The sequence below is a fragment of the Tepidiphilus baoligensis genome, from assembly GCF_012911495.1.
Taxonomy (GTDB): Bacteria; Pseudomonadota; Gammaproteobacteria; order Burkholderiales; family Rhodocyclaceae; genus Tepidiphilus; species Tepidiphilus olei.
Genome location: NZ_JAAAUB010000011.1, coordinates 10,556 through 31,193, shown reverse-complemented (window position 1 = coordinate 31,193; position 20,638 = coordinate 10,556). Strand labels below are relative to the sequence as shown.

Genomic DNA, 20,638 nt, shown 5'->3' with positions numbered 1-20,638 from the left:
TTGCAAAGCCCCCGTCAGGTGGCGGCTTCGACGCGCGCCTGCAGTTCCTGGCGTGCGGCCTCGGCCCCCCGGGCATCGTGCCCCAGCAAGCTCAGGCACTGGCGCTCGAGCATGTCGATCTCATCGAGCACCGCCTCGATGTCGCGGCGCTGCTGCTCGAGGGCGCGGCGCCGTTCTTCGAGCACGCTGAGGAAGCGGCGCAGTTGCGGCGCCGAATCGTGGCGCCCGTCGTACATGTCGATCAATTCCTTGATCTGCGCGAGCGACAACCCCAGGCGCTTGCCGCGCAGCGTGAGCTTGAGCCGCGTGCGGTCGGCGCGATCATAGACCCGCACCCTCCCCTCGCGGCGCGGATGCAGCAGCCCCTGATCCTCGTAGTAGCGGATCGTACGCGGCGTGATACTGAACTCCCGCGCCAGATCCGAGATGGTGAAGTATTCCCTTGTCCGGCTCATCCTCGCCTCGCGATTTTCCGGTAGACTGATTTCCGTTGACGTCAACGGAACATTACCACATGCACACCGAACTCAGCTATCCGCACCCGGCCACCCCCGAGCTCGGGCAAGTGACCACCGTCGCCCCCGGCGTACACTGGCTGCGCATGCCGCTGCCGTTTGCGCTCGATCACATCAACCTGTGGCTGATCGACGACGCCGAGAACCAGGTCGCCCTCGTCGACACGGGGTTTGCCTCGCCCCAGGTGCAAGCGGCCTGGCGCGAAGCACTGCGCCTGCGCCTGCCCTCGCGACTCATCGTCACCCACTTTCACCCCGACCATTTCGGGCTGGCCGATTGGCTCATGCGCGAATGGAACATCGAGCTGTGGATGAGCCATTCCGAATTCCTCACTGGCCATGCCGTCTGGCATGGCATCGCCGGCCATTCGGTCGAGGCCATGCTCGCCCTGTTCCGGGCAAACGGCCTCGACGAGGAGCGCGCGGCGGCGCTGGAATCCCGGGGCAACGCTTATCGCCGCGGCGCTCCGCGCTTGCCCGAGCGATTCCATCGCCTACACGACGGCGACGAACTGGTCATCGGCGGGCGCACCTGGCAGGTGATCACCGGCTGCGGCCATTCGCCCGAGCACGTCGCCCTCTACTGCCCCTCGCAGAAGCTGCTCGTCTCCGGCGACATGCTGCTACCCAAGATCTCCACCAACGTCGGTGTCTGGGCCGTCTCGCCCGAAGACGATCCGCTCGCCGACTTTCTGCGCTCGCTCGGACGGTTCGAGCACTTGCCGGAAGATACCCTTGTGCTACCATCACATGGACTGCCGTTCGTCGGCCTGCACGCGCGCATCGCCCAGCTGCGTGCCCATCACGAAGAGCGCCTGACGGTACTCGAAGCCGCGCTGGACGCGCCGAAGACGGCGGCCGAGGTGATCCCGACGCTCTTTTCCCGCGCGCTCGACACGCACCAGGTCGTGTTCGCGCTCGGCGAGGCGCTCGCCCACCTCAACCACCTGGTCGCGCTCGGACGTGCCGAGCGGTTGCGCGGTTCCGATGGCCAGCGGCGTTTCGTGCGCACGGGCCCGACCTCCTGAACGAGAACGAGCACCAAGGGAACAAAGATGAGCGAGACACAGACCCCAGCACAAAAACCGGCCGCCCCGCCGCCGGTCACCCCCGAGTTCCCCAACCCCCAGGAAATGGCGAAGATCTACGCCGAAGTGGCCGAGCGGGCCGCCCGGCTGCTGGGCGAGACCATGCGCAAGCAGCTCAAGGAGGGAATCCATCCGCCGGCCGACGAAGTCGGCATCGCGCAGACCTACATGGAGATGATGGCGCGGCTGCTCGCCAACCCCTACCGTCTCGCCCAGGCGCAAATGAACCTGATGTGGGACTACTTCACCCTGTGGCAGCGCTCCATGCTCAAGCTCATGGGCCTGAAGACCCCGCCCGTGGTCGAACCGGAGAAGGGTGACCGCCGTTTCAAGGACCCGGACTGGGAAGAGCACTTCCTCTTCGACTACATCAAGCAGTCCTACCTCATCGCCGCGCGCCGCATCCACGAAGTCGTCAGCGACCTCAAGGGGACCGACGAGCGCACGAAGAAACGCATCGAATTCTTCACCCGCAACTTCATCGATGCCCTCTCGCCGTCGAATTTCGCCCTCACCAACCCCGAGGTCTTCCGCGAGACCCTGCGCACCCAAGGCCAGAACCTCGTCCGGGGGCTGAAGAACCTCCTGCGCGATCTGGAGGAAGGGCACGGCCAGCTGCGTATCCGCATGACCGACACCAGCGCCTTCGAGCTGGGCAAGAACATCGCCACCACGCCGGGCAAGGTGGTATACCAAACCGAGCTCATGCAGCTCATCCAGTACACCCCCACCACCGAGACCGTCTACAAGCGGCCGCTCCTCATCGTGCCGCCCTGGATCAACAAGTACTACATCCTCGACCTGCGGCCGCAGAATTCGCTCGTCAAATGGCTGGTCGACCAAGGGCATACGGTGTTCATCCTCTCCTGGGTGAACCCCGATGAACACCTCGCCAACGCCGCTTTCGACGACTACGTCGCCAAAGGCGTGCTCGCCGCGCTCGACGCCATCGAAGAGCAGACCGGCGAGCGCGTCGTCAATGCCGTTGGCTACTGCCTGGGCGGCACCCTGCTCGCCACCACTGCCGCCTACCTGGCGGCTAAACGGCAGAGGCGGCTCGGTTCGACCACTTTCCTCACTACCCTCCTCGACTTCTCCGAACCTGGCGAGCTAGGGGTATTCACCACACCCGAAACCGTGGCAACGCTGGAAAAGAAAATGCAAGAGCGTGGCTACCTCGAAGGCTCGGAGATGGCCACCACCTTCAACATGCTGCGCGCCAACGATCTCATCTGGTCCTTCGTGGTCAATAACTACCTGCTCGGCAAGGAACCTTTCCCCTTCGATCTGCTGTACTGGAACTCCGACTCCACCCGCATGCCCGCGGCGATGCACAGTTTCTATCTGCGCAAGATGTACATCGAGAACAAACTCGTCGAACCGGGCGGAATCGAGATCCTCGGCACACCGATCGACCTGGGCAAGATCAAGCACCCGTGCTATTTCATCTCCACGGTCGAGGACCACATCGCCCCGTGGCGTACCACCTACAAGGGCGCCCGTAGGCTCACGGGCGCGCCGGTGCGCTTCGTGCTCGGCGGCTCGGGCCACATCGCCGGCATCGTCAACCCACCCTCGGCGAACAAGTACGGTTACTGGACCAACCCGGTCACGCCGCTGCCCGAGGATCCGGAAGAATGGCTGCGCGGCGCCGAACATCACCCCGGTTCGTGGTGGCCCAACTGGAATGAATGGCTGGCGGCGCAGGACGACACGCGCGTGCCGGCGCGCGACCCGGCCCAAGGGAAGCTCCCGGTGATCGAGGACGCTCCCGGCTCCTACGTCAAGGTGCGCATCTGAACGATGCAAGCAACCCCACCGCCGTCGGTGCGACGGCGGTGGTGCTCGACACCAACGCCGCACTCGCGCTGTGGTACTTCGAGGACCCTGCGCTTTCGCCGCTCGCTGCGGCGCTCGCTAGCGGCCGGCTCGTCCCGGTCGCCACCCCGCCGATGATCGCCGAATGGCACTGCGTGCTCGCGCGCGAGGGGTTCGACCCCCAGCGCGCCGCCGCCGCGCGCACCGCCTACGCGGCGCTGCGGCGCGAGCTGCCTCTTCCCGAGCTGGAGGCCCCGGCGCGCTGCCGCGATCCCGACGACCAGAAATTCCTCGTCTGCGCGCTCGCCTACGCGCCGCTTCTCCTCACCCGCGACAAGGCGCTCTTGCGCCTCGCGCGGCACCGCCGCATCGCGCCGCGGCTCGCCATCCTCCGGCCGGAGCAGGCGATGCCCCTTCGAGGCCCCGTTGCGGCAACCGAGATCTCGTGAAGAAATCGTCGCGGGCGGGGCGCTCCCTTACTTGCGCCAGGCGTCGGCCTGCACCAGCGAATCGTCGCGCCAGGCTTCGCGCGCGGCCTTGTTCGCCATCCAGTTGGGCAGGAAGGTGAAGGCTTCGTCGAGCAGGTGCGGCGTGTGCTTGCCCGGCGAATAGCGCAGTGCCCGCTCGAAGTATTCGCGCAGCGCCGGCTTGAAGTTGGGATGGGCGCAGTTCTCGATGATGACGCGGGCGCGCTGTTTGGGCGAGAGTCCGCGCAGGTCGGCCAGGCCCTGCTCGGTGACGATCACCTGTACGTCGTGCTCGGTGTGATCCACGTGCGAGGCCATGGGCACGATGCAGGAGATGGTGCCGCCCTTGGCGCTCGAAGGCGTCATGAAGATCGAGATGAAGGCGTTGCGCGCAAAGTCGCCCGAGCCGCCGATGCCGTTCATGATCGAAGTGCCCATGATGTGGGTCGAGTTGACGTTGCCGTAGATGTCGGCCTCGATCAAGCCGTTCATGGCGATGACGCCCAGGCGCCGGATGACTTCGGGGTGATTCGAGATTTCCTGCGGCCGCAGCAGGATCTTGTTCTTGAAGTCTTTCAGGTTGGCGTTGAGCGCGGTGAGCGCGTCCGGGCTGAGCGAGAAGGACGTGGCCGAGGCGCAGGTGAGCTTGCCGCAGCGGATCAACTCGAGCATGCCGTCTTGCAGCACCTCGGTGTAGGCGGTGAGATTCTCGAAGGGGCCGTCGCGCAACCCCGCCATCACGGCGTTCGCGACGTTGCCCACGCCCGATTGCAACGGCAGGAGGTTCTCCGGCAGACGCCCTTTTTTCACCTCGTGCTGGAGGAATTCGAGGATGTGGCCGGCGATGCGGCGCGAATTCTCGTCGGGCGGCGTGAAGGGCGTGTTGCGGTCGGGATGGTTGGTCTCCACCACCGCGATCACTTTATCGAGGTCGACGCGGTAGTAGGGGATGCCGATGCGATCGGCCGACTGCAGGATGGGAATGGGCTTGCGGTGCGGCGGCAGGGCCGTGCCGTAGTAGATGTCGTGCATGCCCTCGAGCTCGGGGTTTTGCCAGGCATTGACCTCGAGGATGATCTTGTCGGCCAGATCGAGCCAGGTCTTGTTGTTGCCCACCGAGGATGAAGGAATCAGCAGGCCGTCTTCAGTGATACCCGCTACCTCGACCACGGCGATGTCGAGCTTGCCGAGGAACCCGCCCCAGACGAATTGCGCCACGTGCGAGAGGTGGATGTCGATGTACTCCATCTCGCCGGCGTTGATGCGCTTGCGGCAGGTGGGGTCGGACTGGTAGGGCAGGCGCATTTCGATGCCGTCGACCATGGCCAGCGCCCCGTCGAGCTCGGGGGCGGTGGAAGCGCCGGTCCACACGCTGATCTTGAAACGCTGTCCGCGCAGGTTCGCGTCGAGGATGCGCTTGGCCAGCGCCGCGGGCACCACTTTGGGGTACCCGGCGCCGGTGAATCCGCTCATGCCGACGTTCACGCCGGAAGGAATCAGTGCCGCGGCCTCGTCGGCCGACATGATCTTGCCGCGCAGCTGGGCATCGAGGATACGGTCGTTCGCGCTCATGATCCATGAAAAGGGAAGGGAGATCGTGCGATTCTACCCCGCACGTCATGCGTTTTATATCAAACATCAAAGACTTGCCATATGAATCCCTTTATCCTTCGGTCTTCGCATAGCCCTGTGGATTGGCCTGCTGCCAGCGCCAGGCGTCGCGGCACATCTCCTCGATCCCGCGCGTGGCACGCCAGCCGAGGCGCTCGGCCGCCAGGCTCGGATCGGCCCAGCACGCGGCGACGTCGCCGGGGCGGCGCGGGGCGATCTCGAAGGGGATCTCGCGTCCGCTCGCCCGTTCGAAGGCGCGCACGAGTTCGAGCACGCTATGGCCCCGGCCCGTGCCGAGGTTCACCGCCAGGCATTGCGGCGGCTCCGCGGCGAGGGTGCGCAGCGCCGCCAGATGCCCCAACGCCAGGTCGACCACGTGCAGGTAGTCGCGCACCCCCGTGCCGTCGGGCGTGGGATAGTCGTTGCCGAAGACGCGCAGTTTCGGCAGTCGCCCCACCGCCACCTGGGCCACGTAGGGCATGAGGTTGTTGGGCACGCCGCCCGGATCCTCGCCGATGCGCCCGGAAGGATGCGCGCCCACAGGGTTGAAGTAGCGCAACAGGGCGATACGCCAGTCGGGCTGGGCACGGAAGAGGTCGCGCAGCATCTCTTCGACCACGAGCTTGGTGCGACCGTACGGGTTGGTGGCGCTCAAGGGATGGTCTTCGGTGAGCGGCAGACGCTGCGGCTCACCATAGACCGTGGCCGAGGAGCTGAAGACGAGGGTCTTCACGCCGCACGCCTGCATCGCCTCCAGCAGACGCAGGGTACCGAGCACGTTGTTGTCGTAATAGGCGAGCGGCTGCGCCACCGATTCGCCCACGGCCTTCAAGCCGGCGAAGTGGATCACCGCCGTGCAGCCGTGCCGCTCGAGCACGCGCACGAGCGTGTCGCGGTCGCGCACATCGGCCTCGATCACCGTCGGCGCGCGCCCGGCCAGTGCGGCCACGCGCGCGAGCGCCTCGGGGTGGCTGTTGGAGAAATTGTCGAGCGCCACCACTTCGTGGCCCGCCATCAAGAGTTCCACGCAGGTATGCGAACCGATATAGCCGGCCGCGCCGGTCACCAGCACCTTCATCCGATCGTCCTCATGCAGTGAAAAAAGGGGGAGCTTACCTAAAGGTAGGTTTCGCTCTTTTCCCCGCCTCAGATCCGAAAAATATCCACTTTCGTTTCAAGGCACTTTCGCAAACTCAGATCGTGCACACCCACCTCGAACCAGCCTCCCGGCTTCTGGAAAAAATCCAGTCCTCGGCCAATTTTGATCACCCAACCGTTGTCGATACGAATCTCCCGATCATGCATATTCGGGTTGAACTGTACCTCTAGCTCGATATCTAATTCCAAAAGGCTTTGCCTCAGCTCATCGAGCTTCTCTGTAATGGTGGCCAACTGGATCTTGTCATCATATCCGGTGGTCAGGCTTATCTTCTTCACCGTCCCAGCCTTGACAACGGTCTCGCAAAAGCGCACGAAGTTCTGAATCTGATGCTGTAGCCGGATGTAAGGATCTTCGATGACGACCGACTTCGCACCTCGTAGATACGGTCCTATGATTGAATCATAGCTATAGCCAGTGTCGCCATAGAGGATGGTGAAGTGCTGTTCCCTGAGCTCGGCCGGTGACGGCGGCGTCGGCACGGCTGGAGAATATGCAGCAGCAGGTTGAACCTCGACCGCCTCGGCAGGCCGCTCATCCGTCTGACGCAAACGACGGCGCGCCGGCTCTTGCGTTGCGAGCGCGTCCTTCGACTCGGGGCAGAAAACTACTACTTCCTCACCGCTAGCCTTGAAGTAGGACAGATTAATCCGGGCGAACTCGTCGTCCGGTTTGCGCTTGTTCATCTGCTCCTTGACGCGGCGGCGGTACTCGATGGCGTAGGCCACATACTCTTCGAACTCGTCGTCCGTCGGCGGCCCGTTCGGATGCAAGATTTTCAAGAACGCGCAGACGGTCTTCTTGATGCCTTTTTCATCGCGCCCCTCGACGGATTTGCCAAGCCGGATGCGCTTGCTCACTTCCTCGTACCGATTCGTGTGCTTGAACTGGTAGTGAAAGGCCTCGGCCAGGTAGTCGGTGATGAAGCCGTAATGATTGGTCAGAAATTCGCTGCTGTTCTTGGGCATTTCCCAGCCTGGAATATAGGCGGCAAAACGGTCCATCACCGCCAAGTCCAGTTCTGGCGGCAAGGGCTGAAACAGGTCGTGCTCGTTCGAATTGACCAGCTGCTCGATCGACATATCGATATTGCCAACGAAACTCAGGCTGGCGTCGGCGATCACTTCGACGCCGCGCGAAAAGCGCCCGTTGGCCATGAAGTCCTTCATGATCTGGATGGTGTCGGGGTCTTTGACCTTGATTCCGCCCACTTCGTCAAACGCGACCGTGTCCCAAAAGCCGACCAGGCCCACCTTGCGGCGCGCGTTGTTGTAGAACAGCGTGGCCTTGGTCGCTTGGCCGCCCGAGATCAGCGTGGCGTAGGGCGAAAACTCGCTGAAAAAGTACGATTTGCCGGTGCCGCGCGGGCCCAGCTCGATGTAGTTGTAATTGGGCTCTACCAGCGCAGCCAAGCGGGCAATGTAGTGCATCTGCACACGCTTCGAGAGCTTGCTAGGCTCCAGCCCCACGGAGCGCAACACCGCCGCGAGCCATTCATCGCGCGTGAATGCCGCGCGCCCCTCTGCATAGCGGTCGAAGTCGAAACGGGTCAATTGGATCGGGCGCAGATCTTCGATGTAAAACGCATAGTCGTCTTCGTCGATATCGTTGTGCGCCAGGGTGACTTCGGCCCAAATGCCGCCTTCCAGCAAGCGATCATTGTCGCGATAGAACTTTTCCGCGATGGCGATACGTTGCGAGTTGAAATTTTCCAATGCTGCCCAGTGGCGCTTTTCCTTTTCAACGTAGCGAACATGAACTTTATCGATGAAGCGGTGCTTACCTTTGGTCGCCACCTTCGACTGGGCTGCGTTGGCTTCGTCCGGGCGCACGTAGTTTTCCTGCAGGGTGGATAAAACGGCTTCCAGGCCCGCTTGAATCTCGGCCTCGTCACTGCTGGCGCAATACTTGGCCAGCAGGAACTCCAGAACGAACGTCGGGACGTTGGTACCCTTTTTGATCCGGTGCAGCAGGTCCTTACGCAGCACCTTGCCATCGAATGCGGCGTTGAGTTTTTGGTCGAGTTCGTCCATGGGGTTCATTCCGTATAGTCGGTCTCGAGCGTGAGATGGCTGTAGGCCGCCAGGGTCGTGGGGTTGAGCGCCACCACCTTGAATTTGCCTCTAAACTCATCATCCATGCGCAGTGCAATCTGTTTGCGCTGGCCGGGCATCAGGGTCACGGTTTTGGTCGCGGGGTCTACATCACCACCTGGGCGCGGCTCTCCCACCACATTGCCTCTGCTGTCTTGGGCCTCCAACAGAATCTCGAGGCTCATGTCTTGCGAGAACAGATCGTCGTTTCCCAGGATCACTTCGATGACCGGCAAGCGCGTCGTGATGCGTTTGGCGCCGTTCTTGTAGTTCAGCTCCACCACCACCTTGCGGAGATCCGCATGGGCGGTGGTGTCCAGCCTGGCCACCAGTACCGGCACGACGGCCTCGGCCAGCGATGCCCCGCCGTGAAAATACAAATGCCCCGAGCGATACGGCGCCATGCTGCGCGGCAGTGCCACCTGAGCGAAATCACCCCGAATGCCGACCTTTTCGGCGCTGACGACCAAGTTGTGCGCATCGGCGCTGCCAGCGCCCAGCATCATGCGATCGTGGGCATTGACGGGCCACTTCCCTGTCGGTTTGACGCACACATCGCCCGCCTCCGCGTGTGCGTTGAGGAAGAAACCATGATCCGTAACGATCACCGCTTCCTTGAAGCCCATGCCGCGCAACTTATGTAGCGCCACACGAATCTGCTTGAGCATGTTCGGAATCAACCCGAGCGTCGTTTCGGCGTTGCTCTCCAATTGGCTGTCGATTTCCGTGGAACGCAGCACCAGCAGATCGACGGTTTCGGCGATCTTGGGCCTGCCACGGACAAAATCGTTGAGCGGCATTTCAGCGAAGCGATCGCCATACTTCTTGCTCAAGACGGCCATGCGCTGCGCAACAGTGCTCACCGGCGCCCCGTCCAGCTTCGGCACCAGGGAATCGTTCGCCAGCTCCAGCGTCAGCCCCGTGCGGGCGCCTGGCAGCAAGCTCGCCATACCCACCGGCGTGATGGTCGGCAACTGCGCATAGGCCGCCTGCAGCTCGACGGGGCCGTCCTCCGCCAGCAATTTTTCCAGCGCCACGCCCAACTCATAGCGCAGGGCGTCCACCATCAGGTAGGCCAGCTTACGGCCGCTTTCCTTGAGGCGATCCGCCACGAGGCGGTCAAACACCTCGGCATTGGCCAGGCGTCCATTGGGCGGCCAGCCCGCAGTCTCGAGGTGTTTCACAAACACGTCCTGAACCTTTTCCGCCAGACGCCGATAGCGCGCCCGAGCTTGGCTGATCACTTCCTGCATCAAACCATGCGGGTCGAGGAAGTCACCCGCCGCCTGCTCAAATTCACGTTGCAGGCGATCAACTTCGCGTAGGCTGCCCAGGTAAAAATCGATCAGTTCTGCTTGCGAACGGATGTGATTCGGTAGCTGGCGCTCGAAATCATCGCAAGCCTCGACCAGACTCAAGCCACAGCGAAGCAACTCCCACTGCGCCTGGCTTTCCCCTTTGCCTAGCCATACCGAATTCTTGCGACGGACCAATACCTGGCGGGTGGCGTCGGTATCACCGGCGACGAGGCCCTTGATCGCCGTGCGCAGGAACGTTCGCTCCTCGAACGGGAAAGTGTCACGCTCGCCCAGGTCTTCAATGCCCCTGCACAGTTCGGTCAAATTGAGCTCGGCCTCAATGGTTTCCGCACGCTCGATATAGAGCGCATGCGTCTTGGGATCGGTGCGCAGACGATCGCACACCTCCTCGATGATGGGCCTGGCTTCCATCGGCGCATGCGGCACGCTCTTCAGGGTGTCCGGCAGCGCCACGGGCAAATCGAACACAAACTCGCTGAACAGCACGTAACGCCACAGTTCATCCGCCAGCGCAGACCACGTCTTGCCGCGTGTCTGCACGTTCAGGCCCAAGGTGGCGCGCAGGAAGGCACGCGCCTCATCCACCCACCCCTCCTGCGCCTTGAGCGCCTCGGCCTGGCGAGACGTCGGCGCCAGCAGCGCGGCCAGAATCTCACGCCCCGACTCCACCTGCAACGCGGCGCGTAACTGGGGCCAGCTCACACCGCCGCCAATCGCGTCGATCACCGCGAAAGTCGGACCAGAGGGAGATGTGGCAAACACCTGCCGGATTTCGGTCGCATGATCCGGCCTGGCGCGCAGGCACAGGCTCAGATACTCGTCGCCATCATCTTGCGGAAACACCGCGCCGCATGCTGCGTACAGGGCGAATGGATCCACTTGTTTTTGCTCATCGGTTTCCGGGCGCTTGGCCGGCACATAGATCAACACGCCCGCGAGCGACGCCTTGGGCTGCCCAAGCTCGCGCAGCGCCATGAGCGCCGCCTCACGGCTTTCGATGCTGCTGATCGACGCATCGATGACGCGCACCTCATCGCTTGCCAGATCGAAGCACAAATCGCGGTAGCGCCCGTCGGCGTCGTACACCACCAGCACGCCCGCTTGCTTCAAGCGGGGCCGCAATACGGACTCGCGAATGAATTCTGCAATGTTCATCTGCACCTCGATGCTATGTGTTGTGGCTCACTAGCGCTCTGCAACCTGGTTTGTGGATCGTAAAGCTACTCATCGTGAGCCACAAATGCGTTTGCGGCCATTTCATGAGCCTCAAAACACCTCCCGCCCTTCGGCGATGTTGAGCAACGCCGGGAAGCACAGCGTGGCCGCTCGTCGACCACTGGCCTCCACCAGGATGCGCAGGATGCCGGACTCCCGCAAGGCAGGCACGATGCGTTTGGCCGTCGGTTCGGGGATGCCCGCGCTGGCCACGAAATCCGAGCTTCTGAAAATCGGCCGTTCGAAGATCCAATCCAGAGCGTGAATCGCATATTGGGAGCGGGTGAGATCGACAACCTCCCGTTTCATGCGCTCATACAGGTCCAGGATCGCCGCGGCCTTTTGTTGATTTTCCTCGGCTTGGGCCTTGATCGCGTCAAGAAAGAAGCGGCACCAGCCGGTCCAATCGTCATCACGTGAAACGGCTAACAGGCGCTCGTAATACTCGTCTCGGTGCGCCTCCAGAAAGGCGCTCAGATAAAACATCGGGCGTTGAATCAGCCCGTTCTGCCACAGAAACAGCGGCACCAGCATGCGCCCCAAGCGGCCATTGCCATCCAGAAAGGGGTGCAGCGCCTCGAATTCGGCATGCACGATCGCCAGTTGCACCAGCCGGTCGGGGGCATCGGCATGCAGATAGCGCTCCCAAGCGCTCATGGCGTCGGGCAGTTTGTCAGCGGAAATCGGCACGAATCGGGCTTGTTCAACGGTACAACCGGCCGGACCGATCCAGTTCGGGAGGCGACGGTACTCGCCAGGCGCCTTGCCCTGCCCGCGTACGCCGTCCAGCAACACCTTGTGTGCTTCGCGGATCACGCGCTGTGAGAGCGGGACATCGGCCAGCATCTTCTCGGCCATGCGCATTGCCGCCCGGTAGTTCAGCACTTCACGAATGTCATTGCGGCGTTCCTCGCTCAGACCGGGCGAATCGCCCCGAGCCTCGAACGTCAGTACCTCACCCATGGTGGCTTGGGTACCTTCGATGCGCGAGGACAGCACCGCTTCTTGCGTTGTCAGTGGAGAAAGCAGCACCGCCGCGTTGGGAATTGCCGCCAGCGTGCCGTCGTAGCGCGCGACGGCAGCGGCCGTCGGCCCCAGCAGCGGAATCAGCGTTGACCAATCCAGTTGCGCTGGTGGAAACCGCCCAAGGTGGTAGTGAACTGACATCAATCGTCCTTTGCCTTCCTGCCACGCGCCTTTTTGGGTTTGGCCGCCGGTTCGATGTAGAGATGCTCCAGACCATGCGCGATCGCCAAACTCTTGTCTGTCTTGCACTTTTCGTGCACGCGCTCCGGCCAGTAGTTCATGGCCAAATGCGCCCAGTCGTAGTCGCCTTTTTCGAGCTTTTTCCAAGTCTCCTTGAGCACCTTCTGCCAGGGTTTGTGGCGGAACAGCGGCCAGAGCGGCGCTGCGCTGATCTGCACGCCGTCGTCGTGATGGGGCTTGTAGGTCGGCGCGATCTCGAGCAAGGTGTCGCGCAGTTCGATCAGCTCCAGCTCGAAGGCTTGCAGGGCTTCGAACTGCTTTTCTTCGTCACGCGTGCGGTTCGCGCCCTTGTTGCGCAGTGCCGTCACGTCGGCGTCGACCTGTTTGAGCTTGGGCTCGACGAAGTCGTTGATGGCGGTGTAGAGCGTTTGGCTCGTGAGGCTGGGGTAATAGACCCACAGCGTGTAGCTGCCCGAGGCGGTGGCAAGCGGCCAGTAGATGGGCGCCTTGCGGCGGCTTTTGCTGTATTGCCGCAGGTGGAAGGCGAAGAAATCCCGCCGTAGCCAGCGGCGCGCCTCGTCCGGGACGGCGACATCGACGCGGGTGAGCACTTCCTCGATCAAGCGTGGCAGGTCGTGCGGGTGCCCGGGGTCGTCCACCAGAATGCCCGCATGGGCATGGAAAGGTTCGGCGCCGTCCGGCAACATGCCGGGGCTTTTCGCGGGCAAGGGATCGAAGGGTTCCGGCTCGGGCGGCACCTCCCGCTCGCCGGTGGCCAGGCGCCAGTCGAAGCGGCCAAAGGCCACGCCGACGGCCCAGGAGAGGAGACCATCGCTGAGGTCGATGGGCGCGGCGATGTCTTCGTCGTCCGGCTCGTCGTCTGCCTCGGCTTGACCAGCTTCCTCAGCCGCTGCCCCTTGGGCCGCCAACACGGCGGCGCGGTCGGATTCGCTGAAGCCATAGAGATCGAACGCGATGGCGTCGATCTCGGCCTGGATATGGGCAAGTTCGGCCTCGATGGCCGGCGGGTTGAAATCGCCGAGGCGCGCGCGCAGCGCGGCGGGTAAGAGGAAGGCGTGCGAGGTTTCTTCGATGGTATCCAGCGTGCGCTTGAGCGACCAGGCGCGGCGGGCGAGGGTGGCCAGACGGGTTTGATTCTCGGCAGTCAGGTTGGGGACGGGGGTTTGCTGGATCAGGCCGACTTCGTAAGATCGGGCGGCGGCGTCGGCGGCAGCCGTTTGCAGCGAGACCAGCAGGCCAAAGGCGCTGCTGTTGAGCAAAGCGCATAGCGCCAGCAGTTCTCCAGGGTCATCGCCAGCGACGAAGGCCGCCGGGCCTTTGTCGGCAAAAATGCAGCCGGCGGGCATGACGCGCATGCTGAGGCCGCTAGTCGTGCGTCGCGGCCACGTCAGCCCGGGGCGGAAGTAGTGCTCAGTTGAACGGATATTTCTTGCCCAATGCCCTCCGCCATAGCGAAATATTATCCAAGCCTTCATTTCACTACCATCAACTGTCCAATTAACGAGCAAATGGTGGTCATAGTAGGTTGGAGAAAAAGCCCCGCCTTTTGCGAATGGAAACCATCGCTCGCTACCTTTAATCTCCCACCAACAGCGCAAAAACCTGAAATCGTCGAGTGTTCCTGTTCCACTTGTTACAAGCGTGTTTTTTTCAACAGCAGGAAACTTCATAAACGAATTTCGCACGGCATCGCTCACCCAATAGGCAAAGGGCTTCCCAGGCACGGCATCGAACGCCTCCGGCGCAACCTCGAACAGGCGCGCATCGGTCTCGCCCCGCCGCAGGCGGGCGCACACCTGTTGCAAGGCGGCGGCTTTGTCGTCTTCGGCCAGCAGGCGCAGGAAGGCGGTCATGATGTTTGGCCCCGTAAAGTAATGACGGGTATTTCACTGACGCGGAACATCGGCTTGCTTGGCTTCTCCCCGCTGATGAACTCATTCGCGCCTGCTGCCAGGGCGGTGGCCACATGAATTGCATCCATGGCCGCGATGCCGTAGCGTTGCGCCAGCGTTTGGGCATGGTGCAGCACATCGAGCCGCCAATGGTGATGTTCAGCACGTTCGAAGACACTCCGGTAGAAGGCAATTTCGCCATGGTTTTTCTCGTAGATGGCCTTGGGCATCACCTCCAGCCACAGCGCATCGCTGACCAACAGAGTTCGTTCCCTATCATCGAGCACCGCCAGCGCAGCCGAGCCGGCTTCATCGTTACCCTTCCAAGCCGCGATGAGTACATTGGCATCGATATAGCTGCGCTTAATCATCGGCAAGCCCTCCTCGACGTTCACGCACCTCGGCATTGATTTCGTCCCAGGACATCGGCTTTCCTCCGCTTTCGATATAGGCGCGGCGCGCTTCGATGATGATCTGGCCCAATTCGGTTTTGGGCTGGTAGTGGTCGACAAGATCGTCGCCCGTCAGCGCCCGAACAGATTCGCCTTGCGCCGGCGACTGTTCCGGGATGGGTTCGATGACCACGCGCAAACGGCAGCCGGTGGGCAATGAGGCTGGCAAGGTACAGTGCAGTTCATGCTCTTCAGTGACAACGGTTTCAAAAATGACGGCATTCATCGTCTTTTCCTCAATGCTTGACCAAACAATAGGCGGCGGCTTCGACCATGGCATCGTCCATCACGCCGTGCCCCAAGTCGGCCATGACTTCCGGCCGGGCGACGCCCAGCACCACCTGCTCGCGCCACCTCTGAAAGCTCGACAGGAAAAAGCAGGTGCGCGAGGTGATGGCGCCCAGCCGTCCGCCGGTGCGCAGCAGCTCCAAGCCGCGCTCGACGAAGACGGCGAGCAGATCGTTCTTGCTGCGCGGATAAGCTTTGGCGAGTGCCTCTTTGGTGTTTGAAGCCAGTGCGCCAAACGGCGGATTCATCACCACCACGTCGAACGCTTCGCGGCACAGGTCGATGAGCCGCAGCCCCTGCAAGGCATCCTGGGCAAACAGGCGGCCTTGATAGGTCGACTTCGCGGCGCGAGCGAACTCGGTGAGTGCCGTGCGCAGCCGCGCTTCCGCCCGCTGCCAGTTCTCCTGCTCTTCTTCGGCAAAGAGGCCAGTGCCCGTGCCGACATAGACCTGGCGGATCAAGTGCGGCAGCTCGCGCTCGACCTGGAGCAGCACGCCCAGCTCCGGCAGGCCCTTGAGCAGTTGCAGAGTTTTCTCGAAGAGTTCGGCGTCGCGCGGGTCGAGGTTGGCAGCGAACTGCGCACGCAGCTCACGCTCGGCGGGCGGCGCAATAGCCGCGACGACATGGCCGCGCCCGATCGGCGGGCGATCTTTGGCTTTGACGCCCGCATCGTGCCAGGCGCGTTGCGCCCGCAGCCACAACGCCAGCGAAGCGATCTGCACGGCACGCGGGTCGATGTCCACGCCGTAGAGGTTGTGCTCGATGATGAGCCGCGGCACGTCGCGCAGGAAGGCTGCTTCGTCCGGATAGGTCTGGCACAACGGCTTCAGGGCCGCCTGGGGCTGGGGCGAGACATCGAGCGAACCGGGGCCGTGCTGCTGCTCCCAGGCCCAGGCTTCGCGGTAGATGTCGAGAAAGAGGTCGAAGGCATACAAACCAAAGTGCATCGAACCGCAGGCCGGGTCTAGCAGTTTGAGCGTGCGCGGGTCGCGCAGTTTGGCGGCGGCTTGCGGCTGTTCGTCGGGCTTGACCAGCAGGTACTGGCAGCGCTCGCGCAGGGCGGTTTGCCCACCGGTGGCGTTGAACCACAACCGCCCGAGGGTGTTGTCCACCAGAAACTCGACCACGTAGCGCGGCGTGAAGAACTGGTTGCGCACGGCGAGTTCGCGGCTGTTGCGCGGCGCTTGGCTCGCTTCGCGCATGGCCCTGCGTTCTTCCTTGGCATTGAAGTATTGGTAGATCCAGCCGATGGTTTCGTCCTCGGCCCACAGCGGGGCGATGTCGGCATCGTTGATCAGGTTCAGTACGTGCAGCAGCGCCGCTTCGCGCGGGAACAGGCGGCCCTGCGGGGAGTAGCGGTCGAAGAGACCGGGCAGGTCTTGGGCGAGCTCATCGAACACGCTGAACAAATACACCCGGTAGGCATCACCGGTTTCGCCCAGGCCGATGCCAGCCAGCCGCGCATAGAGCTGAAAGCCCTTGGCCTGAAAGCCGTTGCCCACCGATTCGATCAACAGGCCGCGCGCCTCGGCCATGCGCAGCGCCGCCAGGCGGTTGAGCACGGTGAAGGCTTGCTCGCGCACGATGCGCTCCAACGCTTGGCTGGCGTTCATCTCGCCACTGGCGGTGTAGTGCGCCAGTGTATCGCGCAGGATGCGGGCGGTTTCGCGCTGGGCGTCGTCGAGATGCCGCAGGCTGGTGAGTTCCGCAACGCTGCCCGCGTGCGGATCCATGCCATAGTCGTTTTGCAGCTGGCGGGTGAATTCCTCTTCCAGCACGCGGCGCGCCTCGTTGACGAAGCGCTGGAGGCGGTTTCTGGTTGCTTGGTCGAAGGCCATTTACTGCTCGCCTCCATTGCCGACCGAGAAGGTCACCTCGATCTCTGAGTAAAGGCCGACCTGTACCTTGATCTCGTGGAGCTGCTGAATCAACGCGTCGATGTCGGCTGCCGTAGTGATCTTGGCCGGCACGGCAACCTTCCTGGTGAGCTTGGACGGGCCCTTCTCACCAGGCCTGGTTCGTTCCTCATCCATGCGCTGGCGCAAACGTTCCTGACCTTGGCGCTGGATCGAGCGCTTGAGCTCCTCGATGGTGCTGTTGATGTCGTAATCCCGCGCCAGCAGTTTCTTGAGCCCAGCCAGATCCGGCGTAGCGGCCAGCGCCAGCCCTTCCAGCCGATTCACGGCATTGCCGCGCTCTTCCTGGGTGAGCTCGTCCCACTCGGGAATACGCTGCAAGTCCTCGACGCCTTCTTTCAAACGCAGCTTCTGCTGCTCGGAGAGCTTGATGACGGCGTCGCGCACGCGGCCCTTCAACTGCGTGAGCAGCGAATTGAAGTCGGCGGCGTGTTTGTAAAAGTCTTCTTTGCCCAGGCGCTCGGACAGGGCCGCCAGGTCCTCGGCGAGTTCGCGGCGCAGCTCCCCAGGCACGCCGGTGTCGGGCAAGGTTTCGATCTCGCGGCGATGGACTTGCAAGTCGCGCAGGGTGGCATCGAGCCCGTTGTCGAGCGCCCGCTTCACTTCGAAGGCCCACTTGAGGTTGTCGTAAATGACGGAGGTTTCCGCACCCAGGCGCTGCGGCGCGTCGGAAGCATCGGTGAACAGCATGTCGGCGATGTCCTGGTTCAGGCTGCGGATGCGGTCACTGCCCGCCAGCCCAAGGCCGCTGAGCCTTTCGGCCAGGGCGCCGTAGTCGTGCTGGAAGCGCGGAAAGTACTTGGCCGCCGCTTTGCTGATCTCCTGCTCCAGCGGAATCACCATGTCACCCACCAGTTCCGTGAGCCGTTCCGCCGCCCGAGCGAGCGTTTCAATGGACGGACGCTCGTCGCGCAGGGCGACGCCGATCTGCTTGAAGGAATTGTTGGTCTTGAGTGCGTCGATGGCTTGCTGACCCGCTGCCGTGACTCCACGCCCCGAGACTTTGAGCTTGATTTCGCCTGCCATGAGCATGGCCGCCAGGATGTAGCGCGTGGTGTCGGGGGACCAGCCAAACGGATCGCTGCTGAAGGTATCGAGCAGATGCTTGCCATCGACGGTGCCGTGTCTGTCGATGTAGTCGCGGATGCTGATCATCGCCTTGTGGTCGGTCTTGAACGAAGCGCGACCGGCCTCGGTTTGCACCAGACCGAGCGGGTCCAGCGTACTGCTGATGGCAGCGGGATTGGCGACCTTGAGGAATTTTTCGGCGGTGTCGGTGGCGACACGCACCGGCGCTTCGACATAACGGTCGAATACTTGCTCGGCCACGTCAGAGAGCAGCTTTTTGGCGGCCTCCAGCAGGTCGGCGTCCAGCGCCGATACCGCGGTGGCTTGACCACGAAACACGAACGAGCCTGCTTGCAGCGTTTGCTTGATCTTGCTCTGGAGCTGGATGGCCAGCTTGGCGGCGCGATCGAGCTGACCCGTGCAGTAATCTTTGACCTCTTGGTCGGGGTCGTTACGGTGCAGTTCGGCAATGCGCTGGCAGCGGTAGATTTCGTTCGCCAGGTCGTCGAGTTCGGAATTGGCGCGCGCCAAGAGTCCAATGACATTGCGATTCTCCCGGCTGCGGGACTCATCCAGCATCCGGGTTTTGGCAGTTTCGTAATCGCTGGCAGCCACCAGTTCAACCACGGTCTGGATAGCGTTTTGCTCACCGGCCAAGCTGATGATGACGCTGCCGAGCTGAACCTTCAGGCCCGTGGCGACGGCCATCGTGCCATGGAGGCTGACACGGGGCAGCGGATTGAAGGTTTCGCGCAGCGCATCGTTGAAGATGCGCCTTACGTCCACCGTGCGCAGCGGGATGGCGCCGCGCTCTTGTTCGATATCTCGCAGTTTCTCACTGAGGAACACGAGGCTGCCATCCTTTTCGCCCAACGGCACATGCACATCGCCTAGCATCTCTTCAACGGCCTGCTTGACCGCATCGAGCTGCGATGGCGCAGTGACGGATGGGTGCATCAGGCTGGCAACGTTTTGCACCGTCACCGGCAGGTTGCCCAGGATCTGCAGCACGGCGACGGACTTGGCGACGTCTTGGTGCAGTTGCGAGTCTGGAAAACGAATCTGAACCTTGCCGACCGCTTGATGGATGGAGGGGAATGCGCGGCGGATGTCCTTTTCCAGTTCGTCGTACAGCGTAACGGTGGTGGCCAGCCACCCCACCGGTTGATCGGCCATGGCTTTGGAACCGCCTTCGCCTTTCAGGATATCCTGGATCACTTTGATCGCAGAGCGCAGACCTATGCCGCCGGTAGACTTGGCTAGAGCGCCCAGGAGATGAAGCAGGATATCGAAGTGCGTCGGTAGAAAGGGGTAGAGATTGATGAAGGTCTCTTTGCTGAAATCCGTGTCGTAGTACTTGGCATCTTGCAGCTTGGTGTGGTGCCGTAGTGCCTGGCCATGGGCATCGAACAGTTTGCCCAACTCGGTCTCACCCGCCGACGATTTGCCGAGCAGACGGCGATAGCAGATCTCCTTGATGTCGCTCGATTCGAGGTCGATCTGGATCGGGAAGCGGTCTTTCAGCTTGTAGAGCTTGTCGGAGTTGAGCGCCGCCCGCGGGTCGTCTTCGGTCAGGGTCTGCTGCGCAGTGGCGATGATCCAGACCTTGCCCTCACCCAAACGCTTGAGGTTCTTGGCCAGGCCATCGAGGTTGAGGATCAGGTTGTCGCGCGAGGCCACGTACTGACCGACTTCATCGATGATGAAGAGGATGTTCTGCTTGCCGCTTTTTTCGCGGACGATGTCGATCATCTCCTGCACTCGCTGATCTTCGAACTGGAAGAATCCCTCGGTGCTGGAAGAAAAGGACTTCGCATCCGGGAAGAGCGCCGGATACATTTCGTGGGCGATCTTGGGAATCAGACCGTCGATGGCCAGTGGGTTGTTTTGCACGCGATCCCAGGTTGCGCCCGGCAGTGCCTTGGCGATCCGTTCATGCAACTCGAGCGTGCGACCCTCCTTCTCGACCATGCGCTCGAAGGCGGCCACTTTGAGGTTGCGTGAGTAGCCTGCCCATTGCAGCACCTTGAAGTAGAGGACGGTGGAGACGTCTTCCATCGTGGCTCCAGCCAGCATTTCACTGGCAAGGTCCAGCATGATCACGGCGGCCGGGAAGCGCTTTGCCACGGTAGTAAGGAGCGCCTTGGTCTGCGATTTGTGGAAGCGGTCTTTCAGGTATTCGATGAACGGCGTGCCGCCAATGGTGCACCGATCGTCAAATGCTAGGCCGAGGTATTTGGTGAACGAGCTCTTGCCAGAGCCGTAGAATCCAGAAACCCAGACGCCCACTTCATGTTCGCCACCGGACTCCATCGCAAGCTGCATGCGATCGAGGAGCTTGCGAAACTGCTCCTCGATGCTTTCGGTGACTACGTACTCGGAGATTTCCGCCTTGAGGCGGCTTTCTTGCGAGGCGCCGTAGGTGATGACTTTCTCGATGTTCCGGTAGATGTCCTTGCTTGGATCGAAGAGTGAGCGAATATTCATCGTCTTATCCCAGAGTTCTTTTA

14 protein-coding genes are annotated in these 20,638 nt (G+C 62.3%); 3 read left to right on the top strand and 11 right to left on the bottom strand.

Annotated elements, in window-relative coordinates:
* Positions 1 to 14: 14 nt before the first annotated feature.
* Positions 15 to 455 carry a MerR family transcriptional regulator gene (locus tag GV368_RS08205; RefSeq protein WP_142810309.1) on the bottom strand — a complete coding sequence of 147 codons (441 nt, stop codon included), beginning with the start codon at positions 453 to 455 and terminating at the stop codon, positions 15 to 17.
* 59 nt (positions 456 to 514) lie between these two features.
* Between GV368_RS08205 and GV368_RS08200 the strand changes: the two genes are divergently transcribed.
* The 3 genes from GV368_RS08200 to GV368_RS08190 are packed head-to-tail and all read left to right on the top strand — an operon-like array spanning position 515 to position 3,870.
* Positions 515 to 1,543: an MBL fold metallo-hydrolase gene (locus GV368_RS08200; protein WP_169116173.1), complete on the top strand. Its 1,029-nt coding sequence runs from the start codon at positions 515 to 517 to the stop codon at positions 1,541 to 1,543.
* Between the two features lie 27 nt (positions 1,544 to 1,570).
* Positions 1,571 to 3,403 carry a class I poly(R)-hydroxyalkanoic acid synthase gene (phaC, locus tag GV368_RS08195; protein WP_169116172.1) on the top strand — a complete coding sequence of 611 codons (1,833 nt, stop codon included), beginning with the start codon at positions 1,571 to 1,573 and terminating at the stop codon, positions 3,401 to 3,403.
* 41 nt (positions 3,404 to 3,444) lie between these two features.
* Complete coding sequence (locus GV368_RS08190; RefSeq protein ID WP_198288998.1) at positions 3,445 to 3,870, top strand: PIN domain-containing protein; 426 nt, start codon at positions 3,445 to 3,447, stop codon at positions 3,868 to 3,870.
* 27 nt (positions 3,871 to 3,897) lie between these two features.
* On the opposite strand, the gene GV368_RS08185 is transcribed toward GV368_RS08190, so the two are convergent.
* From GV368_RS08185 to brxC, 10 genes are all read right to left on the bottom strand, one after another.
* The gene (locus GV368_RS08185; RefSeq protein WP_169116171.1) at positions 3,898 to 5,460 is read right to left on the bottom strand and encodes an acetyl-CoA hydrolase/transferase family protein; all 1,563 of its coding nucleotides are present in this window, start codon (positions 5,458 to 5,460) and stop codon (positions 3,898 to 3,900) included.
* Positions 5,461 to 5,551: 91 nt separating this feature from the next.
* Positions 5,552 to 6,577, bottom strand: coding sequence for a UDP-glucose 4-epimerase GalE (gene galE, locus GV368_RS08180; RefSeq protein ID WP_169116170.1), 1,026 nt, complete (start codon positions 6,575 to 6,577; stop codon positions 5,552 to 5,554).
* Positions 6,578 to 6,645: 68 nt separating this feature from the next.
* Positions 6,646 to 8,691 carry a BREX system Lon protease-like protein BrxL gene (gene brxL, locus GV368_RS08175; RefSeq protein WP_142804168.1) on the bottom strand — a complete coding sequence of 682 codons (2,046 nt, stop codon included), beginning with the start codon at positions 8,689 to 8,691 and terminating at the stop codon, positions 6,646 to 6,648.
* A gap of 5 nt (positions 8,692 to 8,696) precedes the next feature.
* Positions 8,697 to 11,225, bottom strand: a complete 2,529-nt coding sequence (locus GV368_RS08170) for a PglZ domain-containing protein (protein WP_169116169.1) — start codon at positions 11,223 to 11,225, stop codon at positions 8,697 to 8,699.
* Positions 11,226 to 11,336: 111 nt separating this feature from the next.
* Entirely contained in the window at positions 11,337 to 12,452 is a 1,116-nt protein-coding gene (locus GV368_RS08165; protein ID WP_142804166.1) for a Fic family protein, read from the bottom strand.
* On the bottom strand, positions 12,452 to 14,365 hold the full coding sequence (locus tag GV368_RS08160; RefSeq protein WP_169116168.1) for a BREX-1 system adenine-specific DNA-methyltransferase PglX: 1,914 nt from the start codon (positions 14,363 to 14,365) through the stop codon (positions 12,452 to 12,454). The genes GV368_RS08165 and GV368_RS08160 overlap by 1 nt, the downstream gene beginning before the upstream one ends.
* Entirely contained in the window at positions 14,362 to 14,775 is a 414-nt protein-coding gene (locus tag GV368_RS08155; RefSeq protein WP_169116167.1) for a type II toxin-antitoxin system VapC family toxin, read from the bottom strand. Before GV368_RS08155 ends, GV368_RS08160 begins: the two co-directional genes overlap by 4 nt.
* Positions 14,768 to 15,082 (bottom strand): hypothetical protein, encoded by a 315-nt coding sequence (locus GV368_RS08150; protein WP_142804163.1) that lies wholly within the window; start codon positions 15,080 to 15,082, stop codon positions 14,768 to 14,770. Before GV368_RS08150 ends, GV368_RS08155 begins: the two co-directional genes overlap by 8 nt.
* Before the next feature lie 10 nt (positions 15,083 to 15,092).
* Complete coding sequence (locus GV368_RS08145; RefSeq protein ID WP_169116166.1) at positions 15,093 to 16,982, bottom strand: Eco57I restriction-modification methylase domain-containing protein; 1,890 nt, start codon at positions 16,980 to 16,982, stop codon at positions 15,093 to 15,095.
* Positions 16,983 to 20,615, bottom strand: a complete 3,633-nt coding sequence (gene brxC / locus GV368_RS08140; RefSeq protein WP_169116165.1) for a BREX system P-loop protein BrxC — start codon at positions 20,613 to 20,615, stop codon at positions 16,983 to 16,985.
* Positions 20,616 to 20,638: the final 23 nt, after the last annotated feature.

Coding starts and splice junctions, on each gene's coding strand:
- GV368_RS08205 (WP_142810309.1), bottom strand. CDS start 455: ATGAGCCGGACAAGGGAATACTTCACCATCTCGGATCTGGCGCGGGAG.
- GV368_RS08200 (WP_169116173.1), top strand. CDS start 515: ATGCACACCGAACTCAGCTATCCGCACCCGGCCACCCCCGAGCTCGGG.
- phaC (WP_169116172.1), top strand. CDS start 1,571: ATGAGCGAGACACAGACCCCAGCACAAAAACCGGCCGCCCCGCCGCCG.
- GV368_RS08185 (WP_169116171.1), bottom strand. CDS start 5,460: ATGAGCGCGAACGACCGTATCCTCGATGCCCAGCTGCGCGGCAAGATC.
- galE (WP_169116170.1), bottom strand. CDS start 6,577: ATGAAGGTGCTGGTGACCGGCGCGGCCGGCTATATCGGTTCGCATACC.
- brxL (WP_142804168.1), bottom strand. CDS start 8,691: ATGGACGAACTCGACCAAAAACTCAACGCCGCATTCGATGGCAAGGTG.
- GV368_RS08170 (WP_169116169.1), bottom strand. CDS start 11,225: ATGAACATTGCAGAATTCATTCGCGAGTCCGTATTGCGGCCCCGCTTG.
- GV368_RS08165 (WP_142804166.1), bottom strand. CDS start 12,452: ATGTCAGTTCACTACCACCTTGGGCGGTTTCCACCAGCGCAACTGGAT.
- GV368_RS08160 (WP_169116168.1), bottom strand. CDS start 14,365: ATGACCGCCTTCCTGCGCCTGCTGGCCGAAGACGACAAAGCCGCCGCC.
- GV368_RS08155 (WP_169116167.1), bottom strand. CDS start 14,775: ATGATTAAGCGCAGCTATATCGATGCCAATGTACTCATCGCGGCTTGG.
- GV368_RS08150 (WP_142804163.1), bottom strand. CDS start 15,082: ATGAATGCCGTCATTTTTGAAACCGTTGTCACTGAAGAGCATGAACTG.
- GV368_RS08145 (WP_169116166.1), bottom strand. CDS start 16,982: ATGGCCTTCGACCAAGCAACCAGAAACCGCCTCCAGCGCTTCGTCAAC.
- brxC (WP_169116165.1), bottom strand. CDS start 20,615: ATGAATATTCGCTCACTCTTCGATCCAAGCAAGGACATCTACCGGAAC.